The sequence below is a fragment of the Thalassomonas actiniarum genome, assembly GCF_000948975.2.
Taxonomy (GTDB): Bacteria; Pseudomonadota; Gammaproteobacteria; order Enterobacterales; family Alteromonadaceae; genus Thalassomonas; species Thalassomonas actiniarum.
Genome location: NZ_CP059735.1, coordinates 2453830 through 2476597, shown reverse-complemented (window position 1 = coordinate 2476597; position 22768 = coordinate 2453830). Strand labels below are relative to the sequence as shown.

Here is a 22768-nt window from a genome sequence, read left to right as displayed (position 1 = left end):
TTCCTTAGTGATCGTGCGAGGCGCCCGATTTGTCGATATCGGCTTTAATGAGATAACTGTTTCCGGCCACATATTCAGTACCTTGAGGCAAGCCCCCCAGCACTTCCACCCAGGGAGGCGCTTCCCGGCCAAGTTCCAGCATCCTGACTTCGTATTGTTGCCCGACTTTGGCATAAACCACGGTGAAATCCCGAAAGGCCTGTAACCCACTAGACTTAACCGCCAGCGGCACAGAGTAACTGGCCAGGGAAATCTCGGCGCTGACAAACTGGCCAACACTGAGTTCGCCGTTGTTATTGTTGACTTCTGCCCTGAAAATTTTCGCCTGCTGGTCGTTCAGCGCGAACAAGGCATCAAACAGTTGCGAGTTAATCACCTGCTCGCTGCCGGGAATGAAAATCTTGACCGGGGCGCCCAGCTTGACTTTAGCTTTATCCATAGGAAAAACGCCAAGCTCGGCAATCAGTATACTGGTGTCTGTGATGGTCAATAAGCTTCTGTTATTGGTTTGTTCACCTACGGCAATATCCTGCGCGGTGATCACACCACTCACCGGTGCGTAAACAGGATAAGTTTGCAGGCTTTCATTGCTTTCTATGGTGAACAATACCTGACCTTTTTTGACCTGCTGCCCTAATACCGCAGCAAGTTTCTTCACTTCTCCCGGGTAGCGGGCGCTGACATTTCGGGTCGCATTTGGCGCCAGCTTGAGTTCGCCGAACACTTTTAAGGTCTCATTGAACATCTGGCTGCCGGCCGTTTCGGTTTTTATGTTCATCACCTGCGCCATTTCATCACTAATGGCGGTACGGCCTTCAAAGTTGTCATAAGACCATGAATAGTTTTTGCCTTTATGGCTGGCACTTAAGGTGACAACAAAGGAATGAGGTTCATAGATTTCCATATCGCCGCGCAGGTAATCATTTTCGACAAAAAAATTGATATCGTCGATAACATCCCCCAGCCGGGTTAATTTAACATTCACCCCGACATCTTGTGCGGTAACCTTTTTACCGGCTTTTGTCGCGAAAACCCTGAACTCGGGAGGAACGCCGTCTTCAAAAATGGCCAGTTCGATAGCAAAGTCACCATCGCGTAACATGCGGCCATTGTTTGGTCCTTTTTCAACGGCCTCTTTTACCGCCTCAGGATTGGATTGGGCAAACACACCCTGGCTGCTCAGTGCGCCGCTCAAGGCTAATTGACCGATAAGCATAGCGGTCACTATTGATTTAAGTTTCATATTTGTCTCGCTTTCTCTGACAGGCAGTGCATTAGTGTGAAATGGATGCGCCGGTTAAGCGCTCCAGTTCAATCTTGTTTAAGTGGATATTGGCATAGGCGGTTATCAGCTTTGTCTGAGCCGCAAGCAGCTCCTGCTGTACTGCGTACCAGTCGGTGTAGCTATAGCTGCCGGTGCGATAGGCCTGACCTGCTTTTACATTCGCCAGCTCCAGGGTAGGAATAGTTTCTGATCCCAGCCCCTGAATAACGTGGCGGTTGTGCTTAAGCTTATGGGTTAACAGCAATATGCGGGTTGAAATCCCCTGATACCAGGCATCGGCTTGTGCCTGTTGTTCATTCTGCTGTGCCTGCAATGCCAGAATTTTTCCCTGATTACGGTTTTCACTGCCAAAAGGAATCGAGATCCCGACAGTAAAGGCAAAGTCATTAAGCTGCTCATTGCGTTTAAACCCGGTATTGATTTTCCAGGCAGGTTCTTCAGTCACCTTGGCCAGGGCGATCTCAGCTTGGGCAAGGCGCTGCCTGGCAGCAAAAGTTTTTAATCTCGGATGGTTTTTAAGTTTTTCATCAGTAGCATTTAGCGCTTCAATTGAAGGGATATCTTGCAAGCTGCCGCTAATTTGAATGTCAGCATCTCCCTGCCACTGTGCGGCTAACTGGGCCCGGCTCGCTTTAACCTCATGGTTAAGATCTTCCACCACCAAAGCTTTTTGCGAAAGCGCCGCTTTTGCCCGCAACTGATCAACAAGATTTGACTTGCCCGCCTTCATCCTGACGGTGATATTCTCCAACACTTTTTTCGCTTGCGCTTCAGCCAGCTTAGCCAGTTTTAATTGCTCTTTTTGAGCAAGCAAAGTGATAAAGATGGCAGCGGTTTCAGCAGCTAAATCCAAGGCTTCCCCCTGACGGGCAAGGTCACTGGCCTGTGCTTGCTCACCTGCCACCTTTACCCGGGACTTTAAAATTTCATCTTCAAGCAACCAGGAAATGCTCAGTGTGGTTTGCATGGCCGACAAGCCGGAATAACTGCCGGTGCCGATCACATCTTCAACATCTAGGTTAATATTCACAGGTGTCGATACACCCGCTTGCTGCATCATGCCTTTTGCCGCCTCCCTCTGATAGGCATATTTTTTTAACTGCGGATGCTGAGCCAGCGTAAGGCTGACGGCATCATTAAGGGATAGACTTGGTTGCGCAAAAGCGCCGGATGAAACAGCAACTAACCCCAACAGGGCCAGTTTCATCTTGGTTTTAAACCGATTGCAAGTCGGTTTTTTTCTTGTATCGCTACGAATGGGCATTGCACCTCTTCCTTAGATCAAATTAAGGGATAATATTGTAAAGCCGATTGCAGATCGGTTTTTTAGCTAAAAATAAACAGCCGCCGGCTGTTATGGTTTGAACCCAGATTATATCTATTAGTGGCTAAAGATTGTTTCCATCAGGTGGTGAACGCTGTCAATGGCAGATAAACTGGCGACAATAATAAGCACAATAAATATCAGGGTTAACAGCTTATTTACCGGCTTTAATTCCAGCCGACCAAGCAGAAAATATACCCGCTGCTCTAATACATCTGCGCCAAAATTGGCTACCAGCTCATTATTCACCAGCGGTGCTTCGGCGGCATTTAACCGGGCGACTTTGACCAAAGTCGCGGCTACCATAGTCGATGAAATATTCTCCTCACTTAAGACCGCGTTATCTGCCGCCTGCTCCATGGCCAGTGTCATATGGAGTTTTAACCTCGCCGTCAGCGAGGGAAGAAAAAATGCCGCCAAAATACTGAACAGCCATTTTTTTAACGGGTCATTATTTTTGGCATGGGCTTTTTCATGCCCCAAAATAACCGCCTGCTCCTGCACAGTTGTCGCGTTAAGCATGCCAGAGGTGATATAACAATGTTTAGTCAAAAAGCCACTGGTAAAGGCGCAGGCTTGCGGCAGCTCCAACTCATATACCTGGCGCTCTATTTCCCTGGCAAAGCCGGATAAAAGCAATAACTCATTTTTATGCTTTAGCAAAAGACTGATTTTACGAGTCAGCACATAAGCAATCCCCAGCAAGGCCAAGAGCAAGGTAATGCTGTGCCAGCTAAAAACAGCATAAACATCCATATGGTGCCAGTGGGCATAAGCCGTGCTCCAGCTAAAAGGGTCCAGGCTGCTGAATTTATATAAAAAATAACTGGATACCAGCACAGCCACACACCAGGGAATCGCCACCAGTAACCATAAAATGGTTTTGCGCGGCTCAACTTCCATACCAAGAAAACGCTGGTCTAAAACAGAAACCATCAGGGATACGGCAAGATTGGCAATAAAAAAGGTGATCACTGCAATAGCAAACGTGTTGAGCCAAATAGCCAATGCCCCCTCGATCATTACTTACTTTCCTGCCCTAACTTAAGACGTTGCTGTTCAATCAGGCTCTCTAATTTGAGCAGCTGCTCTTCGTTAAACTCTTTTGAAATGGAAGAAAAGGCAGCCACTAAGCTGCTGTCGTCTTCGGTAATGAAATCACTGGTCACCGACTTGATTAACTGGCCGATAAGCTCATGTCTTTCTACTTTCGCCTGATAGACAAATGCGTGTCCCGCTTTATGGCGTGTTAACAAACCTTTCTTATACAAGCGATCCAGGGTACTCTGAATGGTATTTAAACTACCGCCCCGCGTTTTTTCAAAGTGGCCAAAGACCTGCTTCACATCAGCAGAGTCATTTTGCCAAAGGTATTGCAGCACCAGTTTTTCCAATTCACCAAGCTTCATGAAGTTACCTCTTTTGTCATAAAATTTTGCCATAGGAACATAAAAACCGACCGACAATAGGTTTATTGTTTACCATATAAAACCGACTGTCAATAGGTTTTATATTTACACCTAATATCAAGCAATTAATACTAACAAACCTTAAAATTTATTCACCGCTACAACAACAAGTTTGAATAAGCTTACAGTGGCAATACACAAATACTCACATCAAAAACATTGATCACCACCAGTTTGTAGCAGCAAAGACGTCGACAATTTTTACAAAGCGGCATGTTCTCATTCCGGTAGCAACGCACGTCAACACCCCCGGAAAAAAAATAATAATTGTTAATCAAAAGTAATGATTAGATACCTTCAAAAAATTACTTCAATAGCCCATTAAAAAATAACATGAGTTTCCGTCAAGCAAAGTATTTGTAAATAAGCCTACCAATATTTGATTTACATTTCTCTGAAACCAGCGGGTTGTAAATTCAACCTTGGTACACAAAATGCTGAGCTAGCCGCGCCCACTTTTAGCGGTAGTTAGTGGACTAAAATCGTATTTTCACATTGTCGCGGTTTGGTATTACAAAGTGAATCAAGCGGGATTGCATCAGTATCTGCATCTCCCTTTCAGAAATTTTTGTAGTAGGAAAAACTAATGAAAAAGATAATGAAATTTATTGTTTTGGTTTTATCTTTTAACCTTTGGGTAAATCTTGCCTGGGCTTGTGGTCATCCGCCACCACCACCGGTACCGGATCCTCCGCCTCCTGAAGTCTGGATGATAGACCATGGTATCGACCCGGACACAGGTATGAGCAATATGTGGTTTGGGGTTGAAATTGACCCGGAATTATTTCCCATTACCGAACCGACCATTTGTACCTGTGGCATAGGCCTTGGCGGAGCAAACCTTCCTTTCATTCCTTCCCTCAGTGTTACCAGCGCCATGCTTGCGGTAACCAATATGATGACGCATGAAGTCGATCCCGTGGAAGGGTTTGAATTCGACCTTGACTCCGGCTCAACCGCTGACGCCGAAGCAAATGCCCTGCTCCCCGATCAACAGTGGACCGGATTTTCAGCCCTGGTTACCAATTTTGTCCAGCCGATATTAGAGGATAACGAAGTCTTAAAACTTTGGTTTAACCTTGAGATTGACCCGGGTGATTTGCAAGCCTTACATGACGCTACCGACGGTCAGCTGATCGGCTTTAGTATAGGCGGCTCCCCAGACGATCCGGAGCACCAGCCTCAACAATTTATCGGTCACAAAACCTCAGTACCAGAACCCGCCTCTGCGCTCCTGTTAGCCATGGGGCTTGTATTATTTGTTGCAGGCAGGAAAAAACGGCTCAGCTAATCACTTATTAAGTCAATAAAAGGCAGCTTTGTTGCCTTTTTTAACCGATAAATCCAGATATTTCAGCTCGAATTTGTTAGAGGGATAGAAATGACAAACAAATGTAACTTTACCCGCTATGAAAGTAACTTACAGTTAGCAATATTAAAAAAATGCCTGCTGATCTCTCTTGTCATCTTAGCATTATTGCTCCTGGCCATGTTTAAAGTTTCGGCGACCGTCATAGAAGTTTTACCAAAGCTGGAGCAAATGATCGAGAACCAGCAGTTGCCTCAAGACAAGAATAACCAGCTACAGCTGGGGGCAGTAACGGCCCTGATGGTAGATAAACAATATCAGGAAGCAATAACACTGTTACAACAACATCAAAAGCAACATCCCACCAATAAAACCGTGTGTTACCTGCTGGCTTTATCCTACGTGGGTCAGGCAAACTGGCAACAGGCCGACTCGGCAACTCAAGACTGCATAAAAATAGATGACAGATGGCCGGTAATATATAGCTTAAGAGGCCCGATACTCTCGGCCCTTGGCAAAAAAAAACAAGCCCTGCAGCAATATAATTTTGTTATCGCCCTAACGCCCGATGAAGCCGGCAGCTATCTGCAAAGAGCCAAATTTCTTTATGCAAACCGAAAAAATGACAAACAAGCCCTGAACAAGGCAACAAAAGATATCGCTAAATACCTCCAGCTTAACGGCAATGCCAGCAATAGTTATGGCTTGCAAGGCTTGGTCTATCTGGCTTTAAACAAATCCCCCCAGGCAAAAACCTATTTACTCAAAGCAATAAAAACTCAGCCCGGTAACCTGACGATACTCGCCGAACTCTTACCTCTTTATTATCAGGAAGGAAAAACAAACCAGGCAAGGAAATTACTCCATAGCAGTAGCAAATCCTTCAATAAGCTGGATAAGGAAAAAAACAGCCTGTTCCAATATTTACGGGCAAAACACGCCATAGCGACGAAAGAAAAAAGTAAGGTAGAAGGTTACTTTCAGGCTGCACTTAAGCTCAAGCCGGATAATCTGGCGGCGCGCAAAGAACTTATCTACTGGTTGGACAAACAGGAAAGATTGCCTGAAACCATACCCCTGGCGAAAAAAGGGTTGCTTCTTTCACCCAAAGACAGTTATTTCACCTCCTATTTAGCCTGGGCCCTGACAGATGAAGGTACAGATTTAGCCCAGGCACAAAGCTGGTTAGACAAAGCCAAAGTATTAACACCTGATAATGTTTTTCTCAGTGATACCCAGGCCTGGCTGGATGTACAACAAGGCAATTACCGGCAGGCACTAAAACATATTCAGCCCAGCATCAGTTACGCACAACAGGTGCCTGAAATAGCCTATCACCTCGGGGTTATTCACTATAATCTTGGCGAAAAAAATAAAGCCATCGAGTATTTGCAGTTATCCCTGAAATTACCGGAATCATTTAGCGGCAGAACCCAGGCCAAAGCCCTGTTAGATAACTTGACAACCAGCAGTTAACTTGGCACTGCAGCAATCATGGGCAGGGGATGAAAACCACAGTTGCCATGCTGTCAGCCCTGCCTCTTTGCTCACCATGAGCCAAGTAGTGTTAAAGTAGTTCTGTTTATAGATTAAATGTCATGTAAAGCTGAGCATTTTCCCGCTGACTTATGCTAAACCCCGCTTTTTCATAGGTCTTTAAGGCATTTGTATTATCTTCAAAAACGCTCAGCACCAAGGACCGGGCGTTAAGCCCGTTCAGGCATTGCTTGGCCAAGGACAATAATTTTAATCCCACCCCGGTACGCCGATGCTCTGTAGCAACATACATCTGGATGATCTCAACAGCTCCAGGTGACGAAGCAATCAGGCCACATAACCCCACCAATTCACTTTCATGAAATGCCCCAAGCATTAACCCTTTCGGGCTGGCATTTTCTATTACTTGCTCAAAATAGAGCTTGGGCATTTTCAGCTCCCTTTCATAATTTGAGCCGAAACATTCAGGATGAAGTTTTAAACTTTCAAGTCTTACTCTGCGGTAATCGAGACTGTCTTTCGCCGTTAAAACTCTACAACTGATAGCCATCATTTCTGCTTAAGTTTTCCCTTACCTTGCCTGTGTAAAAAATTATTAGTTAACTTATCAAAGGCATAACGTTTTAAACAGCAATAAATGACCTTGTCCGGAAAATGTGGAGCAATTCCCGGGTTCTGGCTAAGTGCTAAAGACAATGCACTACCCCGTTTAACAATATTAACTCTGCTAGACTAGTAACAATCATTTTGGCATGTCTGCAAAAATGGCAGCCAAGGTTATTCTTTCTTCAACCTAAAAGGAATTTGTTATGTCACGCTTAGTTACTTATTTTAACAATGGCAGTATTGAACTAAACAATGCCGCCAACCTGCCCTATACCGATATCAACCTCGCCTTTTTACTACCCAATGCAGACAGTCCCCTCAACCTTGAACTGGCCGGGGCAATAGCGGCAACCCCCACCACACTGACGCAAGCGACTACACAGGCGGTATCCAATCTGCAGGCAAGTGGTAAAAAAGTTTTATTATCCTTTGGCGGCGGCACGGTTGCTTCAGACACATATCACCAGCTGGCAGGAAACGAAACACAGCTGGCACAGAATATTGCCGGTTTTATTACCGACAACCAGTTAAACGGCGTGGATATCGATTTTGAAGACACCGCTGCTTTTACCGGCGATGCCGGATATAATGGCGTTGATTTCCTAATCAACTTAACCAAAGCCTTACGTCTAGTATTGCCCGCCCCTAACTACCTGATCACCCATGCACCACAACCGCCCTATTTAGAGTCCGGCAACCCTATGGGTGGTTATGTACAAGTGATGGCAGAGGCCGGAGAGGATATAGATTGGCTCAATCTCCAGTTTTACAATAACCCGCCCTGGAGCGCCAACCCGCAGGAAATAGTCTGCTCCTATGAAAAATATGCGCAATTACCCGGGTTAGATGCAGAAAAATTATTGATAGGTTTACCCGTTACCCAACATGATGCCGGCAGCGGCTATATGCCGGTAGATGAGATAATTTCTGATGTTATCGAGCCGGTGCAAGCAAACGGTACTTTAGGCGGCATGATGAACTGGCAGTTTTCCAGCGATAAAGGCGGCGCCTGGGCCGAACAAATTGGCGCGGCTATAGGCTTATAAAGCTTTCATTATTGGGGACGGGGTTGCTAAAAGCTGCGAAAACGGCCCCTATCAGTTTCTGTTAACGGTTATCCAACGTCCGTCTAAACCTTCCCAAACAACATCACCAAACAGTCCGGTTTACAGCGTATTGAGGTCATAGAAAACATTCACTTTATACACTTTTCAAGATCTGTTGTGACAAAAGCCGCTTCGATACCTGTAGTTTTCGGTATCTTTTATATCTTTTCCTTACTTCACCGGAGGAATGGAATAAGTGCCGACCGCATGGGCCACCGGCTCCGGCGAGTCTCCGGAATAGATAGACACCTCGCCAATAGCCAGCACCTTACCCAGTTTGATTAAGGTACACTTAGCAGTAATATCTTTTTCAGCCGAAGGTTTGCGCAAAAAATTAATATTTAAATTGGTGGTTACGGCATGGGCCACCAGGCCAATTTCACTCAAGATGGTCACATATAAAGCCGCATCTGCCAGTTCCATCAATACAGGTCCCGACACCGTACCGCCGGGGCGTAAATGCCCCTGGTTGATCTTTTTCCTTATCGTCGCCGATTTTTCACCGACACTGTCGATTAGGAAATCGGCCTGTGGGAAATCCGTTTGAAAAAAGTGCGTAAGTTCTGCTTTGGTTGCCATACCCTCTCCTGAAACTTAGTTCATAGTCAACTCATCATACCAGTAAGCTTAAATAACTAAACACCTATTTTCCGTTTACGGTTAAAGCGCTACAAACTCCACAGTGACCGGCACTCGTCCCCAATTAATGCAAGAGAGCGCCATTCAACCAGGCAAGAGAACAGGAAAGCGTATATCAGCAGGAACGCCATTCATCTTAGCAAATCCAAACGCCCCTGATCTGACTCTTATTCTTTTAACCACATCCTCGCCTGGCGGGCAGGCAAATAGAACTTATGCCAGGTGCTGGAAATATTTTGTACGTCAGTACCACCGATAGTATCGCGGTAATTGGCATACCACCACAAATTATGGTTAGCAGTATTTACCCAAACATCCTGTCCGCTGCCACATTTATTTATGCCGACAATGCCGAGTTCTTCCCGCTGGAACAGCAAAATACAATCGTTATTGCTCATCACCTGCATACTGCGTCCCTGGGTGGCATTGTGAAATTTCAGCATGCCTTGAATATCGGATCGTTTGTATAAGTCCTGCCAGCGACCGCCGTCATTACTCTCATTGTGATCGGAATAAACCAGGGGGGAGCCACCGTCACGCCCCATGATATAAGCATTGGCCAGATACTCATCGGTGGGATCCATAATTTGATACCGAAAGCCGTCATTGGTGGGAATGTCGTGGGTAATAGAAAAGGTAATCGCCCTGCTGCCAGCTAATGCCTGGCCATATGCACCGGGATCCACCAACTGATTCATGGAGCCGCCAAGACCTAATGCACTCCGTAAACTGGCGAACAAGGGAAAATCATAAGCACCATGCTCGGTATCACGTAAGTAGGGCGCCAAAAAATTATCATAACTGCCGTCCCCTGCTCCACCCGAGGTAATGATTTCACCAAAAACATGTACCCCGCTGCGTATGTCTGCGCTGAATACTTGGTTAATATGATAACTGCTCATGTGTTTAGCGGCATCGACCCGAAAACCTTTGACCCCTATACTCTTAAGCGCCTGCAAGTAGGCTTGCTGTTGGCTCACCACCCAGTTGTTGGGGTCAAGATCCGGTAAACCGGTATCACCGTTGCCGCCGCATAAACGCCAGTATTGCACATGCCCGGCATCACCCCAGTCGGTGATACACCCAGGCGCATGAAAATCCCCCGCCCCATACTGATTTTCACTGAGATCGCCAAAGAGTTTAATGCTGTTGTAATAAGCGCTGTCTGCAGCATAAGTACTTAAAACCGCCGCCCCCGGATAATTCAGATCCGAACGTTGGTACGACTCGTTAGCCATATGGTTAAAAACGATATCGGCATAGGTTTCAATCCCCTGGCTCTGCAAGGCTGCAATCATCTGCTTAAAGTCTGTGGTATCCCCCAAAGGGCTGTGAATGACCCTTAAATCCTGAGGCTGATAACGCGCCCACCACTCATTACCTGCTGATTTATAGGCGGGTGAAACCAGCACCTTTTTATAACCTAATGCGGCTATTTCAGAGGCTTTGGCGGCGACATCGTCATAGGTCCAGTTAAAGGCATGCAAGATCGCATCTGCCGAGGCATTATTGGTTGTCAGCAGGGCCGCCAGGATAATGCCGGCGCTACCAAGCTGGCGTTTACTCTTTGGGCTGACCGACGGGAATTCCGATTTCTGCTCGTTGTTTTTTTGCATAATATTCTCTTATTGTTTTTTTAAGTGTTGAATTGGCACACCCGCTGTTTTTTTGTACTGGCGGGCATAAAAATGAGCGTAGAACAGGAGGTTTTTAATAGATAGCAGGCTGCATACGTATTCATTTGTTCAACTTGTATGCAGCGGCTGTGATGCCGGTGACAACGGCTGTGCAGAAAAAAAGTTTTCTGCACATGAGACATAAAAAAACCGCGGTTAGGCGGTTTTTTTAAAAGATTAGTCTTGCCGGGTCTGCTGCCGGTGCAGGTCTATCACCACAGTGGCCGATATTTTATCGTGTATCGCCTGGCGGTTGGGATCCCAATAAACCTGTAAAAATCCCAGCAAACCGGTGGCAATCCCGGCGCCATATCCCCCGTAGCGGCCGAAGCTGTCCCACATAGACAAAGGGGTACCGTCAAGTTGCAACACTTTTATGCCAAAGAGTTTTTTCCCCGGAGTTTGCCCCTTCCACATAGCGGTAAAGCAGGTGAAATAAAACGCCGCCCAGCCAAAGCCTAGCCCGAGATCATCAACAATACCTTTAACCAGTTCCAGGATGGAATAGACAGATTTTTCGGCTTTACTCTCCTGCGCCTTTTTTACCGGCTCAGCAGGTTCAACCACCGCCTCAGGCACGGATTTTTCCCCGGTATTATCAGCACCTCTTCTTGTTTCCGGTGCACCAACAGACTCTCCTTGATAGGGAGTGAGCAAATTCAACACCAGCTGCTGTTGCTGCGCTTCACTTAAGTCGGTATTGGCTGCCAGGCCGGTTAAACTTTGTTTAAAAAGTTCATCGTTAACGGCCAATTCATGTATAGCTGCGGTCGTCTCACTAAGCTCCTTTTGCCAGCAGTCAAGGCTCTGGCATTCACTTAAGGCAATGTCTGCACTACCGGCAAGCACGACAGCACTCATCGCCAGCGATTTATCTTTTGGTACCGGCACACCGCCAATATTGACCAGGGTGGTTTCTTGCTTGCTAGTATCCTTAGTAAATTGACTTTTTTGCTCGTCAAATTGCCCTATCAACTCAGGCAAACTCCCCGCCAGTACCACAAACAGCATAAATACCCCGATAAAACGGGCCAGAGAGCGGGTTTTTCGCCATTTTATTTGCCCGCTTGCCTGTGCCTGTTTTTTACTGCCTAAACGGTAGAGCATCACAGAAACCACCAATGCCAGTATTTCCCCCGGCATCACACTTAATGCGCCCACCAGCAAAAAATCCAGGGCTATCGCCAGAAGACGTTTTTTCGGTGTCGCCAGCGGCAAACCAAATAAAGAATGATCCATTTTAAAGGCAAAAGGTGTTAAAACCTGCCGGGTTTCACTGTCTGTCATGGCGTGCGTACCGGCAAGCCGCAGCTTGCCTTCGCCGCCTGATTGTTTTTCTTGTTCTTGTGTCATAGATGAAGTTTTATCGGCTAAATTTACATTGTCTCTTTACCATATCAAGTCACAGCACCGACAGCTGTCGGCACTGTGACTTACACTTGGTAATTAAAGCAGTTCTTTGATCCCTTCGGTCAAACCTTCAAGGGTCAGGGGAAACATTTTGTCTTTGGTAATTTCCTGCATGATCTGTATCGAGGCATGATAAGGCCAGTGTGCCTGCGGCTGCGGATTTAACCAGATACTGTGATCAAAATGCTCCAATATCCGCTGCATCCAGACACTGCCTGCTTCCTGATTCCAATGCTCGACACTGCCGCCGGGATAGGTGATCTCATATGGCCCCATAGTGGCATCACCGACAAAAATCACTTTGTAATCCCGACTATAAGTATGCAGCAACTGATGTAAGTCCATACCCTCGTTATAACGCCTGGCATTATCTTTCCACACCTGCTCGTAGACACAGTTATGGAAATAGAAAAACTCCAGATGCTTAAACTCGGTATGCACCGCAGAAAACAGCTGTTCGCAGACCTTGATATGATCGTCCATAGAGCCGCCGACATCGAAAAACATCAACACCTTAACCGCATTATGGCGCTCGGGTTTCATCTTGATATCCAGATAACCGGCATTTCTGGCGGTGGCGGCAATGGTATCGTCCAGGGCGAGTTCTTCCCCGGCACCGGTACGGGCAAACTGGCGTAATTTCCTCAGCGCCACCTTGATATTCCGGGTGCCGATTTCCACCTGGTTATCCAGGTTACGGAACTGGCGCTTATCCCAGACCTTCACCGCCCGGCGATGGCGCGAGCTCTCCTGCCCTATCCTGACCCCTTCCGGGTTATAACCATAGGCGCCAAAAGGCGAGGTACCGCCGGTACCTATCCATTTATTGCCTCCCTGATGGCGTTTTTCCTGCTCTTTGAGGCGCTCCGCCAGGGTTTCCATGATTTTATCCAGGCCGCCGAGGGCTTCAATTTTCGCTTTTTCTTCTTCGCTGAGCTGTTTTTCAAGCTGTTTTCTCAGCCAGTCTTCCGGTACGCCGCTTAAGTCCAGTTCCAGCGAAGAAACCCCTTTAAAATAATCGGCAAAGGCCCGGTCAAACTTATCGAAATAACTTTCGTCTTTGACCAAAATAGTACGGCTGAGCAGGTAAAATTCTTCCATGTCGGCAAAAACCACCCGCTGCTCCAAAGCGCGGATCAAATCCAGCAGTTCCCGGATAGTACAAGGCACCTTGTAATCCCGTACCTTACAAAAAAAATCAATCAGCACCTTTTATTCTCCATAAAGAGACTGGTTTTTCGCTCTTGCTTATTTCTGCCGTCGGCATCTATCGGCCGCCGCGCTGTATAAAAGCCAGTTTTTCGAATAAATGCACGTCCTGTTCGTTTTTCAGCAAAGCGCCATGCAACGGCGGGATCACTTTTTTCGTTCTGCTTTCCTGTAAAACCTTCGGGTCGATATCTTCCGCCAGCAGCAGTTTTAACCAGTCAATCAGCTCGGAGGTAGACGGTTTTTTCTTGAGTCCCGGGATTTCCCGCAAATCAAAAAACAGCGCCAGCGCTTCATCGAGTAACTTCTGTTTGATTTCTGGGAAATGTACATCAACAATCTGCTTCATTTCCTGTGCTTCCGGGAAACGTATATAGTGGAAGAAACAACGGCGCAGGAAGGCATCCGGCAGCTCTTTTTCATTATTGGAGGTGATGATGATCACCGGCCTTTGCTTCGCGACCACCTTTTCCTGGGTTTCATAAACAAAGAACTCCATTTTATCGAGCTCTAACAACAAATCATTGGGGAACTCTATATCCGCCTTATCAATTTCATCAATCAAGAGTACCGGGCGCTGATCGGCGGTAAAGGCATGCCATAATTTGCCCTTGACGATATAGTTGGCAATATCTTTAACTTTCTCATCACCTAACTGGCTGTCGCGCAACCTGGATACTGCATCATATTCATACAAGCCCTGCTGTGCCTTAGTGGTTGATTTGATATGCCAGGGAATTAATTGGGTATCTAAACTCTGGGCCAGCTCTTGTGCCAGCAAGGTTTTCCCCGTGCCCGGCTCCCCTTTAATTAATAACGGCCGCTCCAGGGCGATAGCCGCATTTACCGCAAGCTGTAAGTCTTTTGAGGCAATGTAATTCGTTGTACCATTAAATGAAGTCATTAAGTTTCCAATTGATTTGTACTATAACAATCTTTAGTTATTCCATTTTCGTATATAAGATATAACTAAATGTCACTTCTTTTTCTGCTATAAATGGCTAATCTTAACGAGTAAATAAAAATAATCCACAGGATTTAATAATGTCAGCAATATTCACAGATAATTCTACCTCTATAGGTAACACCCCCCTGGTTAAACTGAACCGGGTAACCGGTGGCAACGTATACGCAAAAATTGAAGCAAGAAACCCGAGCTTCAGCGTTAAATGCCGTATCGGCGCCAGCATGGTGTGGGACGCGGAAGAAAAAGGCCTACTCGGCCCGGGCAAAGAGATCATTGAGCCTACCAGCGGCAATACCGGGATCGCTTTAGCCTTTGTTGCTGCAGCCCGTGGCTACGGCATTACCTTGACCATGCCAAATACCATGAGTTTGGAACGCCGTAAGTTACTGACCGCCCTGGGCGCTAAAGTTGAGTTAACCGAAGGCGCCAAAGGCATGAAAGGCGCCATCGAAAAAGCACAGGAAATTAAAGACTCCAACCCGGATAAATATGTTTTATTGGGTCAGTTTGAAAACCCTGCCAACCCTAAAATCCATGAAGAGACCACAGGCCCGGAAATCTGGAAAGATACCGAAGGCAAGGTTGATATCTTTGTCGCCGGTGTCGGTACCGGCGGCACCATTACCGGTGTCAGCCGTTATATTAAACTGACAGAAGGTAAGAAGATTCTTTCTGTTGCCGTTGAACCTACAGATTCTCCAGTGATCAGCCAGACTCTGGCGGGTCAGGAAGTTAAACCGGGCCCTCATAAAATCCAGGGCATAGGTGCAGGCTTTATCCCGGGCAACCTGGATCTGGAAATGATCGACCAGGTTGAACAGGTAAGCAATGACGATGCCATGGCAATGGCCCACCGTTTAATGAAGGAAGAAGGCATCCTCGCCGGTATTTCTTCAGGCGCCGCCGTAGTTGCCGCCAAACGCCTGGCCGAACTGCCGGAAAATGCCGATAAAAATATTGTCGTTATTTTACCTAGCTCTGCCGAACGTTATCTGTCCAGCCCACTGTTTAGCGACAGCTTCAGCGATAAAGAACTGGTACAGTAAAACTGCCGGTCTTACCGCGAAAATAAATAGCGGATACAAAACTCAAAAGGCGCTTTAGGCGCCTTTTTTCATATATAAAACATAGCAATTACGTCTAAAGTTGCGCTATGATGGAACGAAGATCCCGGTATATTGTTTATTAAACAGATGATGAAGTTTCTTAGTTTTCTACTCCTTGGTTTTGCCTTTTTGCTCACTGGCTGTAGTGAAGACGCCAACGTTATTGAAGTTGAACATCCTGAAAAAGTCACCGTTGCTTTTTTTGAAGCCCTGTACAACGAAAAAAATATCGAAAAAGCCGCCTCCGCCTGCAGCCCTGCCCTGGCCCGCATTATTCGTCATTACCGCTCCCCTCAGGCCGTGGCCCGACATATGTTTAATATGTCTTATGATAAGGTTGAAATAAAACCCGATGACAGTGGCGTCAAAGTGCGGGAGCAATTTAAAAACAAAGCGATTATTACCGTTTATTTCGACGGTTATTACCAGGAAAATCGTATCAAGGATGTCAAACGCCTGTCCCTTATCCAACAGGATAATAAATGGTTTATAGATAAAATCCTTAAAGACCCGTTTTAATCATCATCTCCCTGTTCACTTTTATATCTCCGGACACAGACAAACATCTGTGTTCCACCAAAAATCAAATATTCCCTGTATAAACAAGTTCCTAAGCAGCAAATGAACCGCGATAAAAGTAAATTATTTTCCTTAATTCGTCATATTAAGGGTATATTTTATCTTCCAGTTATGGTTAATTTAACACTCTGATAACAAGTATTTCTCTGGAGGTCTTTAATGTTTTACAGCAAATTAAAAGAAGAACTTAGTCAGACAAAGCAAGAAGTCGAGACGCTGCAAGCGATAATAGCCTCAATCAATGAGCATGTCGCCACCATAGAATTTAATACCCAGGGAGAAATTTTAACGGCAAACCAGCATTTTCTCGATGCCAGCGGTTATAGCCTCAAGGAAATAATTGGTAAACACCATGCCGTCATGTGTTGTCCCGGTTACAGCAACTCGGATGAATATAAGCAGTTTTGGCGCGCCTTAAATGAAGGCCAGCCGATACAGGGTACTTTTGAACGCAGAAATAAGGCGGGGAAAATGCTTTGGCTCGAAGCCACTTATTTTCCCATCAAGGTTAATGGTGCCACGGTCAAGGTAATGAAAATTGCTTCCGATGTCACCGACAGCAAAATTCAAAGCCAGAGCAAGGAAAGCGTATTAACCGCCCTGGATCGCTCACTGGCCACAATAGAATTTGACGCCTGCGGCAACATCTTAAACGCCAACCAAAACTTCCTCACTACGGTCGGCTATTCACTGGAGGAAATCAAAGGCAAACACCACAAGATATTCTGCGATGACTGTTTTTATCAGGAAAATCCTACCTTCTGGGAAGATCTCGCCCGCGGCAGTTTTAAATCCGGGCAATTCTCCCGGAAAAACAAACATGGCGAGACCATCTGGCTCGAAGCCACCTATAATCCCATTCCCGGCGACGACGGCAAAATAGAAAGGGTTATTAAATTTGCAACAGATATCACCAGGCAAATCACCCAAAACGAAGCCGTTTCCGAAGCCGCCAACATTGCCTACACCACCTCGGTAGAAACCGCTAAAATCGCCCGCCAGGGCTCTGAGTTGCTGGCAGATTCGGTGGAAGTGTCCGTGGGCATATCAGAAAAAGTGAAGGAGACCTCAGGCAAGTTGAATATGCTCAATTCACAATCGCAAAGCATAGAGGAAATCGTATTAACGATAAAAAATATCGCCGACCAGACCAATTTACTGGCGCTTAATGCCGCCATTGAAGCGGCCCGGGCGGGGGAGCAAGGGCGGGGATTTGCCGTGGTGGCCGATGAAGTACGTCAGCTGGCCTCTAGAACCAATGAATCCACCAGCGAAATTGCCAATGTGGTCACGGACAATCGAAACCTTACCGATGATGTCACCAGTGCCATGCAAGATGTTGCCAACATTGCCGATGAGGGCATGAATAAAATCTCTGAAGTCTCCACCGTAATGGATGAAATCCATACCGGGGCCGAAAATGTTTCAGAAACCGTGATGCAGTTATCCACCAACGGCTAACGGCAAGGGAAATACAGTTTCTCCTTTGCCAAAAAAATAAACCTCCACGGAGGGAGGTTTATGCAAAACATTAATTATTGCGCTTTTAGCTGTTAACGCGCCTGTTACTGGCCCAGCACTTTCCCTTCCCTGCGCGGATCAGCGCCGCCAAGCAAGCCTGTTTTTTTCACTTCAATGGCATGAATACCGCTGTTGAGATCCCGCACACTCACCTGGTGTCCTTTGGCTTCCAGTGCCGGTTTTAACTGGGCAATCGATGTACCTTTCTCCAGTGTGGTTACCCTATTGCGGTTGGTTACATGCGGCAGGTTAATCGCCTGCTGCGGGTTAAGCTGCCAGTCCAAAACCCCTAAGATGGTTTGGGCGACATAATTAATGATACGGCTACCGCCGGGGGAGCCGACCACAAGTTTTAGCGAGCCGTCGCTATTGAACACCATCATAGGCGCCATAGAGCTGCGGGGACGCTTAAACGGCTCGAGACGGTTTGCCACCCATTGGCCATTCACTTTCGGCGCCAGCGAGAAATCGGTAAGCTGGTTATTTAAGATAAAACCTTCCACCATCACCGCCGAGCCAAAAGCCATTTCCACACTCGTGGTCATGGAAATACTGTTGCCGTCTTTATCAACAATAGAAACATGACTGGTAGAGGGACGTTCTATCGCCTGATCATCCGCCAGTGCCAAAGCGCCAACCGGATCTCCCGGCAGCGCCTTACCCATGTCCTGCCCGGCTTTGATCAGCTTGGCCCGGCTCGCCAGGTAGCGGCGGTCGATCAGGCCCTCAACCGGTACATCGACAAAAGCGCTGTCGGCAAGGAAGCGATCCCGGTCGGCAAAGGCCAGGCGTGAGCTTTGGGTAAACAAATGCACCGCCTCTAAACCTCCCGGCTGATATTGGCTGAGATTAAAGGACTCCAGTTGCCCTAAAATCTGCACCACACTAATACCGCCGGAACTTGGCGGCCCCATGCCGCACACCTTATAGCTATGGTAAGGCCCGCACACCGCAGGCAATTGTTTTGCCTGATAGTTTTTCATATCCGAAAGGCTTAGCCGTCCCGGGGCAATAGGAGATTTTTGTACCGCATCAACTATTTTCTTGGCTATCCAGCCCTGATAGAAAGGTATGATCCCGTCTTTGGCCAGGCTGCGATAGACCGCCGCCAGTTTAGGATTTTTTAATAACGTACCCGCTTTTACCGGCTGGTTATTCGGGAAAAAATACCGGCTGATCTCAGGCAGTTTACTGATCCCCGGGTTATATTGCATGGTCACCAGCTTTTCCAGGCGCGGCGAGACAACAAAACCCTCTTCAGCCAGCTTGATGGCATCACTAAACAGCGCTTCCCAGGGCAATTTACCGTATTGCTGATGGGCCTTTTTAAACGCTTTTAACACCCCGGGCACCCCGACAGAGCGGCCGCCGACGACGGCATCTATCCAACGCACAGGTTTACCCGAAGCGTCTAAAAACATCTCCTGGCTGGCTTTTTCCGGCGCGGTTTCCCGGCCGTCGAAGGTGGTAAGTAATTCTTTACTTTTATCCCAATGCAAAATAAAGGCACCGCCGCCGATCCCCGAAGACTGGGGCTCAACCAGGGTTAATACCAGCTGGACCGCGATGGCAGCATCAACCGCACTGCCCCCCTGCTTTAAAATATTAAAACCCGCTTCACTGGCATAAGGATTAGCGGCAGCCACCATAAAGTCTTTAGCGCTGACCGCCTGCTTGGCGATAAGCCCGGTGGCCGCTTCCGGCTCCCGGTCTTCAATTTTTAAAGGCGTATTTTCTTTGGCTACTAGTGTGCCGGCAAATAATAAGGTGCTCAGGCAAAGGCCGGTGATCATTCTGGACATAGTTTTCCTTAGTTAATAGCCGGGGCTATTCATGTTCTTGTTGTCTGGCGGATGTACCAGGTTCAGTCCTGCCGGGATGAAAGGATAACTGAAACTGGTTAAATTTCACAAACTGTTCGAGTAAATCCCGGTATTTTTGTGGTTTTTGCTCCATTATGCCTAAAGCATAACAGCAAGCTTCCAGGGTAGATAAGGCATTTTTTTTCGCCGTTTTTCGGATCTGGTAACGCCCGGTCAAATCGCCGGGCAGGCAAAGATGGGGGATCTGGTGCAGCACGTTTGACAGCATATACATGCGGTAGGCTTTTTTCCAGGTACCGTCGAGTAAGATAATACAGCGTTGACCCGGGGCTGTCTGGCGCGCAGGGCATTCCCCGCTGCCCAATTCAAGCGCATCTTCACTGGGATAAAGCAAATAGATATTATCCCGGTAACGCTCAAGCAGCTCATTTAACCCTTCATGCTCAGAAAAGTCTTCCCCCACCAGTACGGTACAGGATTTCAGCGAACCGGCAAGTAAAGGCAAAGTGCCCTTGGTCTGGCCAACTTCGCTTGGATGCTGGAGCACCACCACATGAGGCACATTATCCACGTCTGTCATCAAATGACAAATACAGGCTTTTTCGGGACGCTGACACTGGCAGCAATATTGACGGGACATAGTTAACGCTAATAAAATTTAAGACGATAAAGCCGGGTATTTTACGCCTTAATTGCCGCCTTGATAAGTGGGCTTGCGCATTTCATGCATCCAAACACGCGAAAGAGCCTGGTTCGGACATTTGTTAAGACATTTGTTATCATCCTAGCATCATGAATTTATCCCAATTTTTTCGATGCTAAAGCTCTCTTTCTTTGCCAATTTTAAACAAAGCTTATTACTGCCTGTGATAGTGGCGTTATTAGCCGTCATCGCTTATTTTCTCGATATTTTTGTTAACGGCACTTTAAGTGAAACACTGGTTTACCATAGAAGCGCCATCAGCCAGGGCGAGCTATGGCGTCTGCTCAGCGGCCACTTTTTCCATACCAATGGTTATCATTTATTGCTCAACCTCGGGGCCATCGCCTTGTTATTTGGCTTACATGGTCGCTATTACCGCTTTAGCTCCTACCTGATATTATTTTTGCTCTCGGCTTTGGGCACCAGCATCGGCATTTATTACTTTGCCCCCGAATTAAGGCAATATGTCGGTTTATCCGGGGTGTTGCACGGTGTTTTTATCTGGGGCGCCTTGATGGACATTAAACATCAGGATAAAACCGGTTACCTGCTATTGCTCGGAGTTTGTTTAAAAGTCGCCCATGAACAGCTTTATGGTGCCAGTGAGGATGTTATCAATTTGATCGATGCCAATGTCGCCATCGATGCCCATTTATGGGGGACAATCTCAGGGTTCATTTTTGGCCTTTATTGCTGGTTCATCAAAAGTAGCGACACGGAAATCAAGAGCCAAATTAAAGGAAATAATTGATTTTCCATCTATTCTTATAGTCACTTGGTCAAAACTGTGACAATAGGAAGCACTATGTATCGCAAAAAACATCCGATAATAATACTCTTGCTGAGCCTGTTTATCCTCTTAACCACAGCTTGCAGCAGCCGTTATGGCGACACGGATTTATCCAAGCGCCAGGTGCTGACCATGAGCAACCCCCAGTTAACCATAAAGCGCAGCACACCGTTAACCTGGTATTCAAACCTGGCGCTGCATAGCGCCACCCATGCCAGTGATGAAGCAGGTAAAATGCTCAGCTATATCCAGAAACGCATTTCAGACACCTTAGTTAACAAAGGCTTTAATCTGATGGAGCAGCCGCCGACTTCCCGGTATCAGTTGGTGGCAGTTGCCATGCTGGGTAATAACCCCGCCAATCAAAAAATTCTAGAGTTATTTAAATTATTCCCGGGCCTGGCAGAAAAAGAGCACTATCAGCAAGGCACACTGCTGGTGGCAATCGTTGATGTTAACCGGAAAAAAGCCGCCTGGCGCGGTTCGGTGCAAATGTTTGTCGATCCCAGCCTGCCCAGAGCACTGCGCCTGGAGCGTATTAACGGCGCAGTCACCCGCCTGTTGCAGCATCTTAAACCCCATGCCTGATCAATGCCGCCCCTTCGCAGGCATGGTATCGAAGCAGGCGCTGATAAATGCTTCCTATATCAAACGCCAGACCGGGCGAAGCTTGGCCACTTGTCTGTACTTGCATATTAACCGCTATGGCGCTGTTCCCGCTTGAAAAAACAGAAGAAGTCAAACCGGGGTCATTTTCCCGGATATAACCGGAAGCCTCTTGCCCCCATAAACCCGGCACCGGATTATCAAGTGGCGCCAAGTGTTGCTCAAAATCACGAAAAGCGTTGACCGCTGGTGGATATCCGGTCGCTTCAGACCAGCCTCCCTTAACGCTAAAAGCCGTTACCGGGACACCTGCCCCCCGGGGAAAACTTCCCAGGGTGTACCAGCCCAACAATATCATCAGGGATAACACGAAAAAACAAACCAGATATAAGTAGCGGCCAGAAAGCGATTTCACCTGCATATATTCTCTGCCTTTAAGGGTAAAAGCATCAGTACCGGCAAGCATCTGCCCGGATAAAGACTGCTGCCCGCCATGGAGTTCAAACAACGCCTTAGTACGCGGATTTTCCAAAATGATCACCGGCGCCACCAGTTTATAACCGACTTTTCTGACGGTAGCGATATATTTGGGATGACAGGCGTTATCGTTAAAGGCACGGCGCAAAGTCGACATTACCCGGTTAAGGGCATCCTGGGTGACCACCTGGTTTGGCCAAAACTGGTTAAATAACTCTTCCCGGGTCACGACTATGCCCGGGCGGGCGGCAAGGTATTGCAGCACCATCATCGCCTTAGGTTCAACATTCACCCGACGTTTTCCAAGCCATGCCAAGTTCTGCACACAGTCTATGCGCCAGTCATCAAATAAAAATAAATCGGGTAAAACAGCGTCCATATTTTTTAATCGTTATTATTTATTATTTTTCATATTGCATACTGTATACCGTATAAAATTTCAACGCAAGTTGCCCATAAAAAAAGCCGCTCAAAAGAGCGGCCAAAATGAGCAGAAGACTCAAAAATCAACTAACCAAAGTAGGAAAAGAGATGCTAAAAAAACATTTTTAGCTAAACACATATTGTCCATTAACCCGGCAGCAATGCATGCCTTCGCATCCAGGGGCAAAGTTCACACCAGCCAGGTTAATGCACCCGGCTAAGATAACCCACTTCGCCACAGGC

The 22768-nt window shown here is 46.9% G+C and carries 21 protein-coding genes; 8 read left to right on the top strand and 13 right to left on the bottom strand.

All coding sequences use genetic code 11. The annotated features are described in order from the left end of the window. Nucleotides 1–4: 4 nt before the first annotated feature. The 4 genes from SG35_RS10780 to SG35_RS10765 form a co-directional block, all read right to left on the bottom strand. Complete coding sequence (locus tag SG35_RS10780) at nt 5–1243, bottom strand: efflux RND transporter periplasmic adaptor subunit (protein ID WP_044833504.1); 1239 nt, start codon at nt 1241–1243, stop codon at nt 5–7. A gap of 31 nt (nt 1244–1274) precedes the next feature. Beyond that, nucleotides 1275–2492: a TolC family protein gene (locus SG35_RS10775; RefSeq protein ID WP_044833523.1), complete on the bottom strand. Its 1218-nt coding sequence runs from the start codon at nt 2490–2492 to the stop codon at nt 1275–1277. A 174-nt stretch (nt 2493–2666) separates the two neighbouring features. Next, nucleotides 2667–3632 (bottom strand): M56 family metallopeptidase, encoded by a 966-nt coding sequence (locus tag SG35_RS10770; RefSeq protein WP_053043110.1) that lies wholly within the window; start codon nt 3630–3632, stop codon nt 2667–2669. Continuing rightward, nucleotides 3632–4018 (bottom strand): BlaI/MecI/CopY family transcriptional regulator, encoded by a 387-nt coding sequence (locus SG35_RS10765; RefSeq protein ID WP_044833525.1) that lies wholly within the window; start codon nt 4016–4018, stop codon nt 3632–3634. Before SG35_RS10765 ends, SG35_RS10770 begins: the two co-directional genes overlap by 1 nt. Nucleotides 4019–4664: 646 nt before the next feature. Between SG35_RS10765 and SG35_RS10760 the strand changes: the two genes are divergently transcribed. After that, on the top strand, nt 4665–5369 hold the full coding sequence (locus SG35_RS10760; protein WP_044833505.1) for a PEP-CTERM sorting domain-containing protein: 705 nt from the start codon (nt 4665–4667) through the stop codon (nt 5367–5369). A 90-nt stretch (nt 5370–5459) separates the two neighbouring features. After that, on the top strand, nt 5460–6863 hold the full coding sequence (locus SG35_RS10755) for a tetratricopeptide repeat protein (protein WP_044833506.1): 1404 nt from the start codon (nt 5460–5462) through the stop codon (nt 6861–6863). 106 nt (nt 6864–6969) lie between these two features. On the opposite strand, the gene SG35_RS10750 is transcribed toward SG35_RS10755, so the two are convergent. Continuing rightward, a complete protein-coding gene (locus tag SG35_RS10750; RefSeq protein WP_201777809.1) occupies nt 6970–7437 on the bottom strand; it encodes a GNAT family N-acetyltransferase in 468 nt (155 codons plus the stop codon). A gap of 256 nt (nt 7438–7693) precedes the next feature. Between SG35_RS10750 and SG35_RS10745 the strand changes: the two genes are divergently transcribed. Further along, nucleotides 7694–8536, top strand: coding sequence for a glycosyl hydrolase family 18 protein (locus SG35_RS10745; RefSeq protein ID WP_044833508.1), 843 nt, complete (start codon nt 7694–7696; stop codon nt 8534–8536). A 231-nt stretch (nt 8537–8767) separates the two neighbouring features. Here SG35_RS10745 and SG35_RS10740 read toward each other — a convergent pair whose 3' ends face one another. The 5 genes from SG35_RS10740 to SG35_RS10720 form a co-directional block, all read right to left on the bottom strand. Continuing rightward, nucleotides 8768–9175 (bottom strand): PaaI family thioesterase, encoded by a 408-nt coding sequence (locus SG35_RS10740; RefSeq protein WP_044833509.1) that lies wholly within the window; start codon nt 9173–9175, stop codon nt 8768–8770. A 227-nt stretch (nt 9176–9402) separates the two neighbouring features. Beyond that, nucleotides 9403–10851: an alpha-amylase family protein gene (locus SG35_RS10735; RefSeq protein ID WP_084692792.1), complete on the bottom strand. Its 1449-nt coding sequence runs from the start codon at nt 10849–10851 to the stop codon at nt 9403–9405. 237 nt (nt 10852–11088) lie between these two features. Further along, nucleotides 11089–12264, bottom strand: coding sequence for an RDD family protein (locus SG35_RS10730; protein WP_044833510.1), 1176 nt, complete (start codon nt 12262–12264; stop codon nt 11089–11091). 93 nt (nt 12265–12357) lie between these two features. Further along, nucleotides 12358–13530, bottom strand: a complete 1173-nt coding sequence (locus SG35_RS10725; RefSeq protein ID WP_044833511.1) for a vWA domain-containing protein — start codon at nt 13528–13530, stop codon at nt 12358–12360. A gap of 58 nt (nt 13531–13588) precedes the next feature. After that, nucleotides 13589–14434 carry an AAA family ATPase gene (locus SG35_RS10720; RefSeq protein ID WP_044833512.1) on the bottom strand — a complete coding sequence of 282 codons (846 nt, stop codon included), beginning with the start codon at nt 14432–14434 and terminating at the stop codon, nt 13589–13591. A gap of 140 nt (nt 14435–14574) precedes the next feature. Between SG35_RS10720 and cysK the strand changes: the two genes are divergently transcribed. The 3 genes from cysK to SG35_RS10705 all read left to right on the top strand — a co-directional run bounded on the left by cysK (nt 14575) and on the right by SG35_RS10705 (nt 17643). After that, nucleotides 14575–15543: a cysteine synthase A gene (gene cysK / locus SG35_RS10715; protein ID WP_044833513.1), complete on the top strand. Its 969-nt coding sequence runs from the start codon at nt 14575–14577 to the stop codon at nt 15541–15543. A 147-nt stretch (nt 15544–15690) separates the two neighbouring features. After that, nucleotides 15691–16122, top strand: a complete 432-nt coding sequence (locus tag SG35_RS10710; protein WP_044833514.1) for a hypothetical protein — start codon at nt 15691–15693, stop codon at nt 16120–16122. A 219-nt stretch (nt 16123–16341) separates the two neighbouring features. Then, nucleotides 16342–17643 carry a methyl-accepting chemotaxis protein gene (locus SG35_RS10705; RefSeq protein WP_274055420.1) on the top strand — a complete coding sequence of 434 codons (1302 nt, stop codon included), beginning with the start codon at nt 16342–16344 and terminating at the stop codon, nt 17641–17643. Between the two features lie 104 nt (nt 17644–17747). On the opposite strand, the gene ggt is transcribed toward SG35_RS10705, so the two are convergent. Both ggt and SG35_RS10695 read right to left on the bottom strand, forming a co-directional pair. Beyond that, nucleotides 17748–19505 (bottom strand): gamma-glutamyltransferase, encoded by a 1758-nt coding sequence (gene ggt, locus SG35_RS10700; protein WP_044836004.1) that lies wholly within the window; start codon nt 19503–19505, stop codon nt 17748–17750. Between the two features lie 25 nt (nt 19506–19530). Continuing rightward, nucleotides 19531–20166, bottom strand: a complete 636-nt coding sequence (locus SG35_RS10695; RefSeq protein ID WP_044836003.1) for a tRNA-uridine aminocarboxypropyltransferase — start codon at nt 20164–20166, stop codon at nt 19531–19533. A 175-nt stretch (nt 20167–20341) separates the two neighbouring features. Between SG35_RS10695 and rrtA the strand changes: the two genes are divergently transcribed. Together rrtA and SG35_RS10685 are read left to right on the top strand one after the other, a co-directional pair. Next, a complete protein-coding gene (gene rrtA, locus SG35_RS10690) occupies nt 20342–20980 on the top strand; it encodes a rhombosortase (protein WP_044836002.1) in 639 nt (212 codons plus the stop codon). A gap of 54 nt (nt 20981–21034) precedes the next feature. Then, on the top strand, nt 21035–21607 hold the full coding sequence (locus SG35_RS10685; protein ID WP_044836001.1) for a DUF4136 domain-containing protein: 573 nt from the start codon (nt 21035–21037) through the stop codon (nt 21605–21607). Here the strand turns inward: SG35_RS10685 and SG35_RS10680 are convergent. Further along, nucleotides 21591–22481, bottom strand: a complete 891-nt coding sequence (locus SG35_RS10680; RefSeq protein WP_084693014.1) for a winged helix-turn-helix domain-containing protein — start codon at nt 22479–22481, stop codon at nt 21591–21593. The genes SG35_RS10685 and SG35_RS10680 overlap by 17 nt on opposite strands. Nucleotides 22482–22768: the final 287 nt, after the last annotated feature.

Excerpts from the sequence above, each read along its gene's own strand:
- SG35_RS10780 (WP_044833504.1), bottom strand. The coding sequence starts at position 1,243 with ATGAAACTTAAATCAATAGTGACCGCTATGCTTATCGGTCAATTAGCC.
- SG35_RS10775 (WP_044833523.1), bottom strand. The coding sequence starts at position 2,492 with ATGAAACTGGCCCTGTTGGGGTTAGTTGCTGTTTCATCCGGCGCTTTT.
- SG35_RS10770 (WP_053043110.1), bottom strand. The coding sequence starts at position 3,632 with ATGATCGAGGGGGCATTGGCTATTTGGCTCAACACGTTTGCTATTGCA.
- SG35_RS10765 (WP_044833525.1), bottom strand. The coding sequence starts at position 4,018 with ATGAAGCTTGGTGAATTGGAAAAACTGGTGCTGCAATACCTTTGGCAA.
- SG35_RS10760 (WP_044833505.1), top strand. The coding sequence starts at position 4,665 with ATGAAAAAGATAATGAAATTTATTGTTTTGGTTTTATCTTTTAACCTT.
- SG35_RS10755 (WP_044833506.1), top strand. The coding sequence starts at position 5,460 with ATGACAAACAAATGTAACTTTACCCGCTATGAAAGTAACTTACAGTTA.
- SG35_RS10750 (WP_201777809.1), bottom strand. The coding sequence starts at position 7,437 with ATGATGGCTATCAGTTGTAGAGTTTTAACGGCGAAAGACAGTCTCGAT.
- SG35_RS10745 (WP_044833508.1), top strand. The coding sequence starts at position 7,694 with ATGTCACGCTTAGTTACTTATTTTAACAATGGCAGTATTGAACTAAAC.
- SG35_RS10740 (WP_044833509.1), bottom strand. The coding sequence starts at position 9,175 with ATGGCAACCAAAGCAGAACTTACGCACTTTTTTCAAACGGATTTCCCA.
- SG35_RS10735 (WP_084692792.1), bottom strand. The coding sequence starts at position 10,851 with ATGCAAAAAAACAACGAGCAGAAATCGGAATTCCCGTCGGTCAGCCCA.
- SG35_RS10730 (WP_044833510.1), bottom strand. The coding sequence starts at position 12,264 with ATGACACAAGAACAAGAAAAACAATCAGGCGGCGAAGGCAAGCTGCGG.
- SG35_RS10720 (WP_044833512.1), bottom strand. The coding sequence starts at position 14,434 with ATGACTTCATTTAATGGTACAACGAATTACATTGCCTCAAAAGACTTA.
- cysK (WP_044833513.1), top strand. The coding sequence starts at position 14,575 with ATGTCAGCAATATTCACAGATAATTCTACCTCTATAGGTAACACCCCC.
- SG35_RS10710 (WP_044833514.1), top strand. The coding sequence starts at position 15,691 with ATGATGAAGTTTCTTAGTTTTCTACTCCTTGGTTTTGCCTTTTTGCTC.
- SG35_RS10705 (WP_274055420.1), top strand. The coding sequence starts at position 16,342 with ATGTTTTACAGCAAATTAAAAGAAGAACTTAGTCAGACAAAGCAAGAA.
- ggt (WP_044836004.1), bottom strand. The coding sequence starts at position 19,505 with ATGTCCAGAATGATCACCGGCCTTTGCCTGAGCACCTTATTATTTGCC.
- SG35_RS10695 (WP_044836003.1), bottom strand. The coding sequence starts at position 20,166 with ATGTCCCGTCAATATTGCTGCCAGTGTCAGCGTCCCGAAAAAGCCTGT.
- rrtA (WP_044836002.1), top strand. The coding sequence starts at position 20,342 with ATGCTAAAGCTCTCTTTCTTTGCCAATTTTAAACAAAGCTTATTACTG.
- SG35_RS10685 (WP_044836001.1), top strand. The coding sequence starts at position 21,035 with ATGTATCGCAAAAAACATCCGATAATAATACTCTTGCTGAGCCTGTTT.
- SG35_RS10680 (WP_084693014.1), bottom strand. The coding sequence starts at position 22,481 with ATGGACGCTGTTTTACCCGATTTATTTTTATTTGATGACTGGCGCATA.